The sequence below is a fragment of the Limnohabitans lacus genome (assembly GCF_030053395.1).
In the GTDB taxonomy this organism is placed as follows: domain Bacteria; phylum Pseudomonadota; class Gammaproteobacteria; order Burkholderiales; family Burkholderiaceae_C; genus Limnohabitans_A; species Limnohabitans_A lacus.
Map to the genome: position 1 here is coordinate 1 of NZ_JASGBH010000010.1, position 13,784 is coordinate 13,784.

Genomic DNA, 13,784 nt, shown 5'->3' on the forward strand with positions numbered 1-13,784 from the left:
AGCTTGCTTGAGGAATCCGATGATCTGCTCGTCGGTAAATCGTGTGGTCTTCATATCCGCCATTCTCCAAAATTAGCGGACTCAGTTCCATCGGTTTGGTATGGCTCAGAGGGGGCAGGTCACGGTCATCATCATGGTCAGTTACCTGGGCTGGGTCTCGGCCCAGGTCACGGCTTTGGGCCTGGTGTTCAACGTCTTGTCGGACGGGGCCATCAGCTTGCCCATGGGCATGGTGATTGGGGTGGTGTCGATACTGGCCTATACCTTGTTTGGTGGCATGTGGTCGGTGGCCATCACCGACTTCATGCAGATGATCATCTTGGTGCTGGGTCTGGCCATCTTGGCGGTATTTGCCGGCCACCAGGCCGGTGGCGCCGACAAGGTGCTGGCACTGGCCGTCAGCCAGGACATGTTCAAGTTCTGGCCCGAGCCCAACTTCAAAGACATCGTTTTCTTTTTTGCCGCATCCATCACCATCATGCTTGGCTCCATTCCGCAGCAAGACGTGTTTCAGCGCGTGATGTCGGCCAACAGCGAGTTCGCGGCCACCAAAGGCCCCGTGATCGGCGGCATTTTCTACATCCTGTTTGCTTTTGTGCCCATGTTTTTGGTGGTCAGCGCCATGATCATCATGCCCGAAGAGGCCGCCAGACTGATCGCCGAAGACCCGCAAAAAGTCCTACCCACCCTGGTCATGACCAAGATGCCTTTCATCATGCAGGTGCTGTTTTTTGGCGCTTTGCTCTCGGCCATCAAGTCCTGCGCCTCGGCCACTTTGCTGGCCCCCAGCGTGACCTTCACCGAAAACATCTGGCGCCAGTTCTTTCCGAACCAAACCGACGCCCAAGAGCTCAAGGCCATGCGCATCACGGTGCTGGTGTTCAGCGTCTTGGTGCTGACCTATGCCATCGCCATGCAGGGCACCTCGATCTATGAGATGGTCTCGGGGGCCTACCAAGTCACCCTGGTGGGTGCTTTTGTGCCTTTGGCTTTTGGCCTGTACTGGTCCAAAGCGACCACCCAAGGCGCCTTGCTGGCCATTGGGCTGGGTCTGTTGACCTGGCTGGTGTTCACCTTCACGCCCTGGGGCGAAGATTTCCCCGCCCAGTTGGCCGGTGTCTTGGCCAGTTTGGCGGGCATGTGGCTGGGCTCACGGGCGCCGCAGTGGCTGCGCAACCAGCACGCGGGGCACCACAAAGTGCCGGGGCTGGAATAAACCGGCGCTGAAACCGGGCGCCATGCGCTGGCGGGGCTTGCATAGCCGCCCCCCCGCCTATAATTGAGGGTTTTGAATTTTCAACCTGAAAAGAGCCCTCTTCATGCCCATTTACGCCTACAAGTGTGAGTCCTGCGGACATGCCAAGGATGTTCTGCAAAAAATTTCCGATGCGCCCCTGACCGACTGCCCAGCTTGCGGTGCGCCCAAGTTCAGCAAACAGCTCAGCGCCCCCGGCTTTCAGCTCAAGGGCTCTGGCTGGTACGCGACCGATTTCAAAGGCGGCAGCGGCGTCACCGGCGCAGCGGCGGCTTCCAGCCCTGCCGCCTCTGAACCAGCACCTGCTGCAAGCACAGACTCCTCCACACCGGCTGCGGCTGGCGGCTGCGGCACATCCTGCGCCTGCCACTGAGCCTCAACCGATCGCCACTTCATGAAAACACGCAGCTTCAAACAGTACTTCATCACCGGTCTGCTGGTGTGGCTGCCCATGGGCATCACCGTTTGGGTGTTGACCTGGCTGGTCGGCTTGCTCGACAGCATCTTCTTGGCCGTGCTGTACGCGGCCGATTCGCTCATCCCCGGCATGCACAAAGTGGCCGAAGGCTTGCGCGGTGTGCCCGGTCTGGGCGTGATGCTGGTCGCGATCGTGATCTTTTCCACCGGTGTGTTTGTGGCCAATATTTTTGGCCAATGGATGCTGCGCCAGTGGGACAGCCTGATGAACCGCATCCCCGTGGTGCGGACCATCTACACCAGCGTCAAGCAAGTGGCCGACACCCTGTTTTCGGGCAGTGGTCATGCATTTTCCAAAGCGCTGTTGGTGCAGTACCCCCGCCAAGGTTCGTGGACCATCGCCTTTTTGACCGGCTCGCCTGGCGGCGAAGTTGCCAAACACCTGGACCAGCCCATGGTGAGCATTTATGTGCCCACCACACCCAACCCGACCTCGGGCTTCTTCTTGATGATGCCCAAGGCCGATGTGATCGAGCTCGACATGAGTGTCGATGACGCCCTGAAGTACATCATTTCCATGGGGGTGGTCGTGCCCGGCGGCCCCGATGCCCTCCCTTTGGCTGAACCCACGGCCACCCAACATACCTCGTGAACACTGTGATTGCCTCCGGGCGATGACCCATTGAAGTTTTAGAAAGCCAAGCAAGATGTCCAACATGCGTTCCCACTACTGCGGTCTGGTGACCGAAGCCCTGAGCGGCCAAACCGTGAGCCTGTGCGGCTGGGTCAACCGTCGCCGCGACCACGGCGGCGTGATCTTCATCGACCTGCGTGACCGCGAAGGCTATGTGCAAGTGGTGTGCGACCCAGATCGCCCCGAGATGTTCAAAGTGGCCGAAGATGTGCGCAACGAGTTTTGCGTGCAGATCAAAGGCGTGGTCCGTGCCCGCCCTGAAGGCACCACCAACGACAACCTCCAAAGCGGCAAGATCGAAGTGCTGTGCCACGAACTGATCGTGCTCAATGCCTCCGTCACGCCCCCTTTCCAGATCGACGAAGACAACCTGTCTGAGACAACGCGCCTGACCCACCGCGTGCTGGACCTGCGCCGCCCCTACATGCAAAACAACCTGATGCTGCGCTACAAAGTGGCCATGGAAGTACGCAAGTACCTCGACGAAAACGGCTTCGTGGACATCGAGACCCCCATGCTCACCAAGAGCACGCCCGAAGGCGCTCGCGACTACCTGGTGCCCAGCCGCGTGCACGATGGCCAGTTCTTCGCGCTGCCCCAGTCGCCACAGTTGTTCAAGCAGCTGCTCATGGTGGCCGGTTATGACCGTTACTACCAAATCACCAAGTGCTTCCGCGACGAAGACTTGCGTGCCGATCGCCAGCCCGAATTCACCCAGATCGATATCGAAACATCGTTCCTGACCGAAGAAGAAATCCGCGACATGTTCCAAGGCATGATCAAGCGCGTGTTCCAAAAGACCATCGGCGTGGACTTGGGCGAGTTCCCCGTCATGACCTACCAAGACGCGATGCACCTGTACGGCTCGGACAAGCCTGATCTGCGCGTGAAGCTGCAGTTCACCGAAGTGACCGACGTCATGGGCGATGTGGACTTCAAGGTGTTCTCGGGCGCTGCCAACATGAAGGGCGGCCGCGTGGTGGCCCTGCGCGTGCCCCATGGTTCGGTCGAAGGCGGCGGCATCAGCCGTGGCGAGATCGATGCCTACACCGAGTTCGTGAAGATCTACGGCGCCAAGGGCTTGGCCTACATCCGCGTCAACGACCTGTCCAAAGGCCGTGAAGGTTTGCAGTCGCCCATCGTCAAGAACATCCACGATACGGCCCTCAATGCTGTGTTGGAGCGTTCGGGCGCCCAAAACGGCGACCTGATTTTCTTCGGTGCCGACAAGGCAAAAATCGTCAACGACGCCATCGGCGCTTTGCGCATCAAGATCGGTCACAGCGCCTTTGGCAAAGCCAACGGCTTGTTCGAAGACCGCTGGGCCCCGATGTGGGTGGTTGATTTCCCGATGTTCGAGTTCGACGACGAAAGCCAACGGTACACCGCTGTGCACCACCCCTTCACCGCGCCCAAAGACGGCCACGAAGACTGGATGGTCACCGCGCCCGAGAAGTGCATCTCCAAGGGCTATGACATGGTGCTCAACGGCTGGGAAATGGGCGGCGGCTCCGTCCGTATCCACCGCGCTGACGTGCAGCAAAAAGTGTTTGACGCTTTGAAGATCACACCCGAAGAAGCCCAGCTCAAGTTCGGCTTCTTGCTCGACGCCCTGCAATACGGCGCGCCTCCACACGGCGGCTTGGCCTTTGGTCTGGACCGCATCGTCACTTTGATGACCGGTGCCGAATCCATCCGCGACGTGATCGCCTTCCCCAAGACCCAACGCGCCCAGTGCTTGCTGACCCAGGCCCCGAGCGTGGTGGACGAAAAGCAATTGCGCGAACTGCACATCCGCTTGCGCAATCCGGACGCTGTCAAAGCCGCCTGATCGAGCCCCAGCGCTCAAACAACAAAGCCACCTTCGGGTGGCTTTGTTGTTGTGGGACCTGCACTGGAGCTTGAAATGCTCCAGGATGTGTAGGCGCTGAAATGTGTTTGGCCACGGTCTGCGGACCGCAAGCGACGCCATCGCCCAACCCCCAGAGTGTCAACCGCGATGGGTTTACAAGTTCAAAACACTCGCCAAAGGAACATCCGTTGGCACTTCGTAGTCCGCCACGATCCATGCCCGGCTGGTGTGTTCGGCGGCTTCGGCCAAGAAATCCAAGATCGTGCGGATCGAGATGCGGTCCAGCGAAACAAAGGGCTGGTCCAACAAGGTCACGGCGGCGCCTGAGGCCAGGGCGGCGATGAGCATCACCTTGCGGCGGCTGCCGGTGGACAGCATCTCCAGACGTTTGTGCCGATGCTTGTCCATGTCCAATGTCTCGGCCAAGTCTTGCAGCAGCGCTTCGTCCCAATCTGGCCAATGTTTCCGCAGGTCCGCCCAACAGGCCTCGACGGTGGTTGGGTCGTGCTCGGGCCCTTTCAAGTCCATCCAGAAAACGCCGCCTGTGGGCACTGTCACGCTGCCGGCCATGGGAGCCAAATCACCTGCCAAGAGCCTCAGCAAGGTGGTTTTGCCCGTGCCTTCATCGCCGCAAATGGCGTGCACGCCAGCGGTCCAGCTGTGCGTCAGGTTGTGGATGAGGGGTTGGGCACCCGGTCCGCCGCTCAATGCGGAGGTCTCAATGACAGTGTGTGAGGAGGAAGACATGCCGCCATCCTAGCAAGGCGCGGCCTGCCTAGAATGGTGTGGTGACTTCCATCGATTACAAAATCCCCGAATCCGTGCTGGTGGTGATCTACACCCCCAGCCAACAGGTCTTGCTGATCCGCCGGGTGGACGCGGGCACCTGGCAATCGGTCACTGGCAGCAAGGACCACCCGCACGAGGACTGGGCCGAGACCGCGGTGCGCGAGGTGCACGAAGAAACCGGCATCGACGCGCTGCACCCCGACTGCCAACTGCAAGACTGGCAACTGGAAAACACCTACGACATTTACCCCGCTTGGCGCTGGCGGTATGCGCCCGAGGTCAGCCGCAACACCGAGCGGGTGTTTGGTCTTTTGGTGCCCGAAGGCACACCGGTCACCTTGAGTCCGTGCGAGCACACCGACTGGCAATGGTTGCATTGGCAGCAGGCGGCAGACACGTGTTTTTCGCCGTCAAATGCCGAGGCGATCTTGATGCTGCCGCGCTTTGTGGAGGGCGCGTGATGCCTCAGCGCCACGAACACCCCACGTTGCGGGTGGCCACCTGGAACATCCACAAAGGCGTGCAAGGCCTGGGGCCTGTGCGGCGGCTGGAGATCCACAACATCGGCCACGCGGTGGAGCAGTTGGACGCCGACATCGTCTGCCTGCAAGAGGTGCGGCGCATGAACCGCCGCGAGGAGCGCTTCTTCTCTCACTGGCCGAGCCTGCCGCAGGCCGATTACCTGGCCCCGGAAGGCTACGAAGCGGTGTATCGCACCAACGCGACCACACGCCATGGCGAACATGGCAATGCGATGCTCTCGCGCTGGCCGGTCTTGTCGCAGCAGCACCGCGACATCTCGGACCATCGATTTGAACAACGTGGTTTTTTGCACGCCGAGGTGCAGGTGGTGGACCGCGTGGTGCATGTGGTCGTGGTGCACCTGGGCCTGGTGCCTGCCAGTCGGCTGCGGCAGACGCAGGCTTTGCTGGACTACATCGCAAGCCACATCGCGGCCGATGCGCCGGTGCTGGTGGCGGGTGACTTCAACGACTGGGGCACGGGCTTGGGCCGGCGCATGGTGGCCGCAGGCTTTGCCGAGTGGCGCGAGCAACCCACGCCAACCTACCCCGCCCGCTTGCCGCTGAACCAGCTGGACCATGTGTATGCGCGGGGCTTGAAGCCTGTGCACGCCATGGCCCCTTCTGGGCGCGTGTGGCCCCGCATGTCGGACCACCTGCCCTTGGTGGCCGAGTTCGCTTGGGACTAGGGCCATGCGCTACAACCTGCTTGACGGTCACCAGATCCGGCTCATTGAAGGGGGTCAGGCTTACTTTGAAGCGCTGGTCTTGGCGATGGACGAGGCCCGTTCGCAGGTGCATCTGGAAACCTACATTTTTGACTTCCATGGCGCAGCGGAGACTGTGGCGCAAGCGCTGGAGCGTGCCGCTTTGCGCGGCGTGCGCGTGTGGCTGGTGGTGGACGGGGTGGGCACGCCCAGCCTGCCTGAGGCGTGGCGCGAGCGTTTTGACAAGGCCGGTGTGCAGTGTCAGATCTATTCGCCACTGGGCACTTTGGGCTTGTTGATCCCCAGCCGTTGGCGGCGTCTGCACCGCAAGCTGTGCGTGGTGGATGGCCACCTGGCTTTTTGCGGCGGCATCAACATCCTGGACGATTGGTACGACCCGCACCACGGCACCCTTGCCGAGCCGAGGCTTGACTTTGCGGTCTGCGCCCAAGGTGCGCTGGTGCAACAGGTGCAGGAAACCATGACCCAGCTGTGGTGGCGCATCGAGGGCGTCAAGCATGTGCGCCAGCAGCACTTTCCAGAGGCCTTCAGCTCGTTCCGTGCGGCGGGGTTGCATTTGCCATGGACGAGCGACAAGTTCCCCGGTGGCGCATCCCACATCGTGGCCAAGGCCGGATTGCTGCTCCGTGACAACGTGCTGCACCGCCGGCAAATCGAGCGGGCTTACCGCAAAGCCATTGGCAACGCACGCCACGAGGTGGTGATAGCCAGTGCCTATTTTTTGCCGGGTCGCCGTTTGCGACAGGCTTTGATCCATGCAGCGCGGCGCGGTGTCAGGGTGCGCTTGCTCTTGCAGGGGCGTTACGAATACTTCATGCAGTACCACGCAGCCCGCCCGGTTTACGGGGTGCTCTTGGCCGCAGGCGTGGAGATTTACGAGTACGAAGCCAGCTACCTGCACGCCAAAGTCGCGGTGGTGGACCCAGACAACGACCGCCCCTGGGCGACGGTGGGGTCGTCCAACTTGGACCCACTGAGCCTGCTGCTGGCCCGAGAGGCCAATGTGGTGGTGGCCGATAAAGCCTTTGCCCAGCAACTGCACCGTTGTCTGTGCAAGGCCATGGACACGCAAAGCACCCCGGTGGTGGCCGAGCAGTACACGCAGCGGCCCTGGGGCCAGCGGCTGCGCGACCGGATTGCATTTGGCCTGATGCGCTTGGCGCTGCTCTTGAGTGGGAACCGTTATTGAGCGCCTAGCCCTTGTGTCAGGCATGGGCGTTGCCATGGCCACAGACTGCGCGGTGCAATCGCTGGTACGATCCTTGTCATGTTAATGAAGACCCCAGATGCCATGACTGCTTCTGCTGCCACGAACGACGACGAGGGCGTTCCCGTTTCCGTCAAGATCCGCGAGCGCATCCACGCGGCCCGCAAGCGCTTCCACGCCAACGACAACATCGCCGAATTCATCGAACCCGGCGAGCTGGACAAGCTGCTGGACGAAGTGACCGCCAAGATGGAAGGCGTGCTCGACAGCCTGGTGATCGACACCGTCAACGACCACAACACCGGCGACACCGCCCGCCGTGTAGCCAAGATGTACCTCAAGGAAGTGTTCAAAGGCCGCTATGTGGACGGTCCCGAGATCACCGAGTTCCCCAATGCCGAGCACCTCAATGAACTGATGATCGTTGGCCCCATCACGGTGCGCAGCGCTTGCAGCCACCACTTTTGCCCAGTGATCGGCAAGATCTGGATTGGCGTGCTGCCCAACGAACACACCAACGTGATCGGCCTGTCCAAATACGCCCGCCTGGCCGAATGGATCATGGGCCGCCCCCAGATTCAGGAAGAAGCCGTGGTGCAACTGGCCGACCTGATCCAGCGCAAAACCCAGCCCGATGGCCTGGCCATCGTCATGGAGGCCAGCCACTACTGCATGGGCTGGCGCGGCGTGAAAGACATGGACAGCAAGATGATCAATTCGGTCATGCGCGGTGCCTTCTTGAAGGACCCGAACCTGCGCCGTGAATTTTTGTCCCTGATTCCTGGAAAGAACTGACCATGTTGGTACGCCTGCTTTACGCCAGCCGAGTGGTGGACTCGAGCCCAGAGACCATCGAGTCTATTTTGACCAAGTCCCGCCAGTTCAACCCAACCAGCGGGATCACCGGCATCCTGTGCTACGGCGGCGGCATCTTCTTGCAAGCCATCGAAGGTGGCCGCAATGCCGTGAGCGAGCTGTACGGTCACATCCAAAAAGACCCTCGGCACAAAGATGTGGTCTTGCTGCACTACGAAGAAATCTCTGAGCGCCGCTTTGGTGGCTGGACCATGGGCCAGGTCGATGCCTCACGCGTCAACACCAACATCTTGCTCAAATACTCTGAGCGCGCCGAGCTGGACCCCTACAGCGTCTCGGGCAAGGTCTCGCTGGCCCTGCTCGAAGAGCTGATGGCCACCGCGTCCATCATCGGTCGCGCCTGAACGCATGCAGCTGATTGGCTGCGACTTCTCCAGCAGCCCCTCCAAACGCAAACCCATCGTGCTGGCCCTGGGCCAAGCCCGGCAGGGCCGGGTGCAGCTGCAGGCCTTGCACACCTTTGACACGCTGAGCGATTTTGGCAACTGGCTGGCGCAGCCGGCCGACTGGGTGGGTGGTTTTGACTTGCCTTTTGGTCTGCCGCGTGAACTGGTCGAGACCTTGGGCTGGCCCACCGACTGGGCCGCTTGCATGGACCATTACTGCGCCTTGGAGCGAGCCCAAATTCGCGAACAGTTTGCTGCGTTTTGCAACGCCCGCCCGGTGGGCGGCAAGTTCGCGCACCGCGCGGCCGACAAGCCCGCTGGCTCCAGCCCATCCATGAAATGGGTGAACCCACCTGTGGCTTACATGCTGCATGCGGGCGTGCCTTTGTTGCGTCAAGCTGGTGTGCACCTGCCCGGCCTGCATGCGGGTGACATGCGCCGCGTGGCGCTGGAGGCCTACCCCGGCCTGTTGGCCCGCGAAGTGCTGGGCAACACCAGCTACAAAAGCGATGACAAAGCCAAACAAACCCCCGAGCGCCTGCTGGCCCGGCGTGAACTGTTGGGCGCACTGGAGCGCGGTCAAACACGCCTAGGCCTTCGCCTGGTGGCCAGCAACGCGCTGCTGGGGCGGCTTGCCGATGACGCCAGCGGTGACGCCCTCGACGCCACCCTGTGCCTGATGCAAGCGGCCTGGGCGCAGCAGCAACATGAAGCGGGGCACCCGCAATACGGCTTGCCGCCCTGTGACCCGCTGGAAGGCTGGATCGTTACGGCGTGACTTGCTTTGGCATGCTGGAAAATGCTGAAAAAATAGGAGAGCTTCGAGCATGACCACCCCCGAAAAACCCAAAGGACCCGCTTCGTATTTCCCGTCCATCGAGAAGAAGTACGGTCAGCCCATCGCGCATTGGCTGGACTTGCTCCAGTCCTGCGAGGGCATGAAGCACATGGAAATGGTGGCCTGGCTCAAGACCGAGCACGGCATGGGCCACGGGCATGCCAATGCCATCGTGGCGTATTGGATGGCGGCCAAGCAATAACAGCCCATGCGGTATGTCTGCGTCATGATGCGGCCATGGCATTTCCTGTGTTGACTCTGGATCAGTTGCGCCGCTATGCCGTGGCACGCAGCCTGTTCGTGCCCACCACCTTGCCCAAGGCCTTGCAACGCCTGGGCTTTGTGCAGGCTGACCCACTGCGTGCGCCTGCCCGTGCACAAGACTTGACGCTGCGCCACCGTGTGGCGGGTTATCGGGTCGGGGATCTGGAGTCGCGCTACCCCAAGCTGCCCATCGAGGAAGATTTTTTCGTCAATTATGGTTTTGTACGGCGTGACGTGCACCACCTGATGCACCCGCGCACGGCCCGAATCGTGTGGTCGGCTGCGCGTATGAAGCAAGCCCAAGAGGTGTTGGCTTTTGTGCGAGAGACCGGTGTTGTCCGGCCTGCGCAAGTGGATGCCCACTTTGACCATGGCCGCGTGGTCAACTGGTTTGGCGGCAACAGCAAAGCCAGCACCCAGTTGCTCGAAGGCATGCACTACCGTGGCCTGTTGCGCGTGGTGCGGCGTGAGGGCGGTCAGCGCCTGTATGCCGTGCGCACGCATGAACCGAGCGGGCAGGGTCCCGAGGCCAGTATGGACGCACTGGTGGATGTGATCGTGGCCAAATACGCCCCTTTGCCTGCAGCCAGTCTGGGGCAGTTGGTCAGTCTGCTGGCGGGCGGCATTCCGCAGTGGCGACAACACCGCCAAGCCATGCTGCAGCGAGCGCGCCTGCGCTTGCCCACTGCCGAAGTGGATGGCACAACTTGGCTGTGGCCCGAAGGCGAAAACCCGGCATCGGGTCGTGACGGCGTGGAGGATCAAGTGCGATTGCTGGCACCCTTTGACCCGGTGGTGTGGGATCGGCGCCGCTTTGAGCAGTTGTGGGGTTGGGCCTACCGTTTTGAGGCCTACACGCCCGCTGCAAAGCGTGTGCGAGGCCACTACGCCATGCCTTTGCTCTGGCGCGATCAGGTCATTGGGTGGGCCAATGTCAGTGCCAAGTCGGGTGTGCTGACGCCCGACGTCGGCTTTGTGAATGCAGCCCCACAGGAGAATGCTTTTGTTGTGGCACTGGACGATGAGCTGCACCGCATGTCAGTTTTTTTGAGGTTACAAGAAGCTTGATTTCCAGATGCCGCGTCACGCAGTCGTGCGCATCTTGAGTCTCTCATGCAACGCATGTATTCATGCGGGTCAGCCAGCCAGAGTCTCTGCACGAAAGGGGGCCAGTGCGTCCCGATCGAAGCGGATGGAGGTGGATTCTTTGTCACTGCTGGTGGGCCTGAAGCTGATGATGCGCATCGCGTTTTCACGTCCAAGGTGTACCACCGTCAAGTCCGCCAGCATCCCAGAAACATCAGACAATGAATAAATATGATGTCTTTGTAATTAAAAAATCAGCAACAAGAGATACGATGAAGACCCATCACTTGGTTCGCTGAAAAGCGGTCCTTCAGAGTGCTTTTCCATTCACGCCATCGATCATGTCTCTTTTGAATCCAGCTGTCCGAGAAGCCGCCCGCCGCAGCGTGTTGTGCTGGTTGGCCACGGTCGATGCCGATGGTCAGCCCAATGTCTCGCCCAAAGAGGTCTGGGCCATTGTTGACGACGAGCATGTGGTGGTCGCCCACATTGCTTCGCCTTTGAGTGCGCGCAACATCGCGCAGCAGCCACTGGTGTGCCTGAGCTTTGTCGATGTGTTCGTGCAAAAGGGCTTCAAGCTCAAAGGCAATGCGCATGCGGTGTGCGCCGATGAACCGGCCTTCTCCCACTGGGCCGCACCGCTGTTGGCCATGGTGGGGCAACGGTTTGTTATTCAGAGCGTGCTCGTCATCCGCGTCACGTCAGTGGCCCCCATCGTCGCACCCAGTTACCGCTTTTATCCGCAAGTAACAACGGAGCCATCGCAAATCGCATCAGCGATGAAAGCTTATGGTGTTCAACACAAGCAGGAGTGAATTCATGAGTGAAATTCTCGTTCGTCAAGCGGTATGGAAGGACTTGGAAGCGGTGGCGATCTTGTTCGACGGCTACCGCCAGTTCTATGGCCAGCCCAGCGACGTGGTTGCTGCTCGTGCTTTCCTGCAGGCCCGTTTTGAACACGGGCAGTCAACCATCTTCTTGGCCGAATCGGAGGGTCTGGCGGTGGGGTTCACCCAGCTGTATCCCAGCTTCTCGTCGGTATCGATGGCCAGGGTGTTGGTGCTCAATGATTTGTACGTGGTGCCAAGGGCCAGGCGCCTAGGGGTGGGGCAATCTCTGTTGAATGCCGCAGCTGCCCACGCGAAGCAATTGGGTGCCATCCGCCTGTCATTGAGTACAGCCGTAGACAACACTTCTGCCCAAGCTTTGTACGAATCGCAAGGTTGGGGGCGTGATCAAAAGTTTTTGGCGTATCACTTGGCTTTGAAATAAAGCAAACAGGATATGACTGGACGGCAAACGTGTGCTGCTGAGTATTTGGATTTTTAATGGGGGACTGAAGTTATGAAAAAAATTATTTTTGCATTATTGATTGCATGTCTTTTGCCTGCTTGCACGACAGTGGGTGAGCCTTTTGAACGATATCCGTCGATCGATGCGGGAAAAGGACAGCTCATTATTTTCAACGCCAAAAAAGATGATGTGAAGCTGCTGATGCCCGTCATCGTCAGCTGTAACGACAAGCCATGTGGAAAAATTCTTTATAAGTACGACAGCACAGTCAATGGCTTATATACAGTGCAGAATTTGCCCGAAGGGGTCATCAAAGTGTCGATCAAAAACAATTTGAATTGGACCTTGGGCCCCAAGATTTCAATCCGAGCCAACGAACTCAATGTCAACATCGAGTCGGGGCGGCGGACTGTTGTGATGGCGACATTGATCAGTGGCTCAGAGACTTATTACGGAAATACGCTGTCTACGGCAAGCCATAACTATGTACTCCAAGAGATAGCCGAAGAATCGGCCCTTCCCTTGCTGAGGGGGCTCAAACAACCAGCCCGATTTTGACGAGGTGATCTTGAATGTCATTCATGAATTGCAGTGAATCAAGCTGGATTCAAGTGCTTGGGCCACGCCGCATCACGCGGGTGCCAATTGAGGTTTTTCCTTTGCTGTGAATTAGTTCGCTCAAGGTTTTTGGGAATCCAGAGTATGGGTGCATGAACAGAGGTGTTTCCATAACAATTATTTTAGGAAGAACCATCATGTTGTTGAGGCCTCTGTCCCCCCCTTATTTGCAGTCATCTTCACGAATCAGTGAAGGGCGAATGACGATGGCTGTGCCGATACAGCAGACCAATGAATCCGAAGGACAGACCATGAAAATGTTGGGTTTGATCGGTGGCATGAGTTGGGAGTCCACATTGCCGTATTACCGACTCATCAATGAAAGCGTAAAAGCGCACAGGGGTGGCTTGCACTCGGCGCGGCTTATTTTGTACAGCGTGGATTTTGCAGAGGTCGAGTCATTGCAGCGGGGCGGAGATTGGGCTGCTGCGGGGGCATTGTTGGCTCAGGCCGCACAAACCTTGCAGACTGCGGGTGTCCAAGCACTGGTGCTTTGCACCAACACCATGCACAAGGTGGCCCCGGCCATCGAAGCGGCCGTGCAGGTGCCCCTGCTGCACATCGCCGATGCAACGGCCAAGGCCATCGTGGCGCAAGGGTTCACGCGGGTGGGCTTGTTGGGTACGCGTTTCACGATGGAGCAGGATTTTTACAAATCACGCCTGCGAGATGCATATGCCTTGGAGGTGATGGTCCCCGAGGCTGATGGCCGTGCCGATGTGCATCGCATCATTTACGAAGAACTGTGCCTAGGCCATGTTTGTGATGCTTCGCGGGGTGTCTACCGCCGAGTTATCGAAGATCTGGTGGCTCAGGGCGCGCAGGCCATCGTCTTGGGCTGTACCGAAATCGGTATGTTGGTGGGCGCCCAAGACAGTCCGGTGCCCTTGTTTGACACCACCGCTTTGCATGCACAAGCCGCTGTCGATTGGGCATTGACCGATTAAGCTATCGCTTGAT

General features: G+C 59.5%; 17 protein-coding genes. 16 read left to right on the forward strand and 1 reads right to left on the reverse strand.

Annotated features, from left to right (window positions below; translation table 11 throughout):
* The first annotated feature begins 100 nt into the window (after positions 1–100).
* From QLQ16_RS13025 to aspS, 4 genes are all read left to right on the forward strand, one after another.
* Positions 101–1,216, forward strand: coding sequence for a high affinity choline transporter 1 (locus QLQ16_RS13025; RefSeq protein WP_283225095.1), 1,116 nt, complete (start codon positions 101–103; stop codon positions 1,214–1,216).
* A gap of 103 nt (positions 1,217–1,319) precedes the next feature.
* Positions 1,320–1,628 carry an FmdB family zinc ribbon protein gene (locus QLQ16_RS13030; protein WP_283225096.1) on the forward strand — a complete coding sequence of 103 codons (309 nt, stop codon included), beginning with the start codon at positions 1,320–1,322 and terminating at the stop codon, positions 1,626–1,628.
* 21 nt (positions 1,629–1,649) lie between these two features.
* Positions 1,650–2,324 (forward strand): DUF502 domain-containing protein, encoded by a 675-nt coding sequence (locus tag QLQ16_RS13035; protein WP_283225097.1) that lies wholly within the window; start codon positions 1,650–1,652, stop codon positions 2,322–2,324.
* A 55-nt stretch (positions 2,325–2,379) separates the two neighbouring features.
* Positions 2,380–4,197, forward strand: a complete 1,818-nt coding sequence (gene aspS, locus QLQ16_RS13040) for an aspartate--tRNA ligase (protein ID WP_283225098.1) — start codon at positions 2,380–2,382, stop codon at positions 4,195–4,197.
* A 174-nt stretch (positions 4,198–4,371) separates the two neighbouring features.
* Here aspS and QLQ16_RS13045 read toward each other — a convergent pair whose 3' ends face one another.
* Positions 4,372–4,965, reverse strand: coding sequence for an ABC transporter ATP-binding protein (locus tag QLQ16_RS13045; RefSeq protein ID WP_283225099.1), 594 nt, complete (start codon positions 4,963–4,965; stop codon positions 4,372–4,374).
* Between the two features lie 41 nt (positions 4,966–5,006).
* On the opposite strand from QLQ16_RS13045, the gene nudB reads away from it, so the two are divergent.
* The 12 genes from nudB (at position 5,007) to QLQ16_RS13105 (ending at position 13,771) form a co-directional block, all read left to right on the forward strand.
* Positions 5,007–5,468 carry a dihydroneopterin triphosphate diphosphatase gene (gene nudB / locus QLQ16_RS13050; protein WP_283225100.1) on the forward strand — a complete coding sequence of 154 codons (462 nt, stop codon included), beginning with the start codon at positions 5,007–5,009 and terminating at the stop codon, positions 5,466–5,468.
* Positions 5,468–6,217, forward strand: a complete 750-nt coding sequence (locus QLQ16_RS13055; RefSeq protein ID WP_283225101.1) for an endonuclease/exonuclease/phosphatase family protein — start codon at positions 5,468–5,470, stop codon at positions 6,215–6,217. Before nudB ends, QLQ16_RS13055 begins: the two co-directional genes overlap by 1 nt.
* A gap of 4 nt (positions 6,218–6,221) precedes the next feature.
* Entirely contained in the window at positions 6,222–7,445 is a 1,224-nt protein-coding gene (gene clsB / locus QLQ16_RS13060; protein WP_283225102.1) for a cardiolipin synthase ClsB, read from the forward strand.
* An 84-nt stretch (positions 7,446–7,529) separates the two neighbouring features.
* Positions 7,530–8,258 carry a GTP cyclohydrolase I gene (gene folE, locus QLQ16_RS13065; RefSeq protein ID WP_431310421.1) on the forward strand — a complete coding sequence of 243 codons (729 nt, stop codon included), beginning with the start codon at positions 7,530–7,532 and terminating at the stop codon, positions 8,256–8,258.
* Between the two features lie 2 nt (positions 8,259–8,260).
* The gene (locus tag QLQ16_RS13070) at positions 8,261–8,683 is read left to right on the forward strand and encodes a BLUF domain-containing protein (RefSeq protein ID WP_283225104.1); all 423 of its coding nucleotides are present in this window, start codon (positions 8,261–8,263) and stop codon (positions 8,681–8,683) included.
* Between the two features lie 4 nt (positions 8,684–8,687).
* A complete protein-coding gene (locus QLQ16_RS13075) occupies positions 8,688–9,503 on the forward strand; it encodes a DUF429 domain-containing protein (RefSeq protein ID WP_283225105.1) in 816 nt (271 codons plus the stop codon).
* Between the two features lie 49 nt (positions 9,504–9,552).
* Positions 9,553–9,765: a DUF4287 domain-containing protein gene (locus tag QLQ16_RS13080; RefSeq protein WP_283225106.1), complete on the forward strand. Its 213-nt coding sequence runs from the start codon at positions 9,553–9,555 to the stop codon at positions 9,763–9,765.
* Positions 9,766–9,800: 35 nt separating this feature from the next.
* Positions 9,801–10,895, forward strand: a complete 1,095-nt coding sequence (locus QLQ16_RS13085) for a DNA glycosylase AlkZ-like family protein (RefSeq protein WP_283225107.1) — start codon at positions 9,801–9,803, stop codon at positions 10,893–10,895.
* A gap of 359 nt (positions 10,896–11,254) precedes the next feature.
* A complete protein-coding gene (locus QLQ16_RS13090; RefSeq protein ID WP_283225108.1) occupies positions 11,255–11,728 on the forward strand; it encodes a pyridoxamine 5'-phosphate oxidase family protein in 474 nt (157 codons plus the stop codon).
* 4 nt (positions 11,729–11,732) lie between these two features.
* Positions 11,733–12,185, forward strand: coding sequence for a GNAT family N-acetyltransferase (locus tag QLQ16_RS13095; protein ID WP_283225109.1), 453 nt, complete (start codon positions 11,733–11,735; stop codon positions 12,183–12,185).
* Between the two features lie 72 nt (positions 12,186–12,257).
* Positions 12,258–12,764 (forward strand): hypothetical protein, encoded by a 507-nt coding sequence (locus QLQ16_RS13100; protein ID WP_283225110.1) that lies wholly within the window; start codon positions 12,258–12,260, stop codon positions 12,762–12,764.
* A gap of 311 nt (positions 12,765–13,075) precedes the next feature.
* Positions 13,076–13,771 carry an aspartate/glutamate racemase family protein gene (locus QLQ16_RS13105; protein WP_283225111.1) on the forward strand — a complete coding sequence of 232 codons (696 nt, stop codon included), beginning with the start codon at positions 13,076–13,078 and terminating at the stop codon, positions 13,769–13,771.
* Positions 13,772–13,784: the final 13 nt, after the last annotated feature.

What these genes read in the sequence shown, in the direction of transcription:
- QLQ16_RS13025 (WP_283225095.1), top strand. Translation starts at nt 101, where the DNA reads ATGGCTCAGAGGGGGCAGGTCACGGTCATCATCATGGTCAGTTACCTG.
- QLQ16_RS13030 (WP_283225096.1), top strand. Translation starts at nt 1,320, where the DNA reads ATGCCCATTTACGCCTACAAGTGTGAGTCCTGCGGACATGCCAAGGAT.
- QLQ16_RS13035 (WP_283225097.1), top strand. Translation starts at nt 1,650, where the DNA reads ATGAAAACACGCAGCTTCAAACAGTACTTCATCACCGGTCTGCTGGTG.
- aspS (WP_283225098.1), top strand. Translation starts at nt 2,380, where the DNA reads ATGTCCAACATGCGTTCCCACTACTGCGGTCTGGTGACCGAAGCCCTG.
- QLQ16_RS13045 (WP_283225099.1), bottom strand. Translation starts at nt 4,965, where the DNA reads ATGTCTTCCTCCTCACACACTGTCATTGAGACCTCCGCATTGAGCGGC.
- QLQ16_RS13055 (WP_283225101.1), top strand. Translation starts at nt 5,468, where the DNA reads ATGCCTCAGCGCCACGAACACCCCACGTTGCGGGTGGCCACCTGGAAC.
- clsB (WP_283225102.1), top strand. Translation starts at nt 6,222, where the DNA reads ATGCGCTACAACCTGCTTGACGGTCACCAGATCCGGCTCATTGAAGGG.
- folE (WP_431310421.1), top strand. Translation starts at nt 7,530, where the DNA reads ATGAAGACCCCAGATGCCATGACTGCTTCTGCTGCCACGAACGACGAC.
- QLQ16_RS13070 (WP_283225104.1), top strand. Translation starts at nt 8,261, where the DNA reads ATGTTGGTACGCCTGCTTTACGCCAGCCGAGTGGTGGACTCGAGCCCA.
- QLQ16_RS13075 (WP_283225105.1), top strand. Translation starts at nt 8,688, where the DNA reads ATGCAGCTGATTGGCTGCGACTTCTCCAGCAGCCCCTCCAAACGCAAA.
- QLQ16_RS13080 (WP_283225106.1), top strand. Translation starts at nt 9,553, where the DNA reads ATGACCACCCCCGAAAAACCCAAAGGACCCGCTTCGTATTTCCCGTCC.
- QLQ16_RS13085 (WP_283225107.1), top strand. Translation starts at nt 9,801, where the DNA reads ATGGCATTTCCTGTGTTGACTCTGGATCAGTTGCGCCGCTATGCCGTG.
- QLQ16_RS13090 (WP_283225108.1), top strand. Translation starts at nt 11,255, where the DNA reads ATGTCTCTTTTGAATCCAGCTGTCCGAGAAGCCGCCCGCCGCAGCGTG.
- QLQ16_RS13095 (WP_283225109.1), top strand. Translation starts at nt 11,733, where the DNA reads ATGAGTGAAATTCTCGTTCGTCAAGCGGTATGGAAGGACTTGGAAGCG.
- QLQ16_RS13100 (WP_283225110.1), top strand. Translation starts at nt 12,258, where the DNA reads ATGAAAAAAATTATTTTTGCATTATTGATTGCATGTCTTTTGCCTGCT.
- QLQ16_RS13105 (WP_283225111.1), top strand. Translation starts at nt 13,076, where the DNA reads ATGAAAATGTTGGGTTTGATCGGTGGCATGAGTTGGGAGTCCACATTG.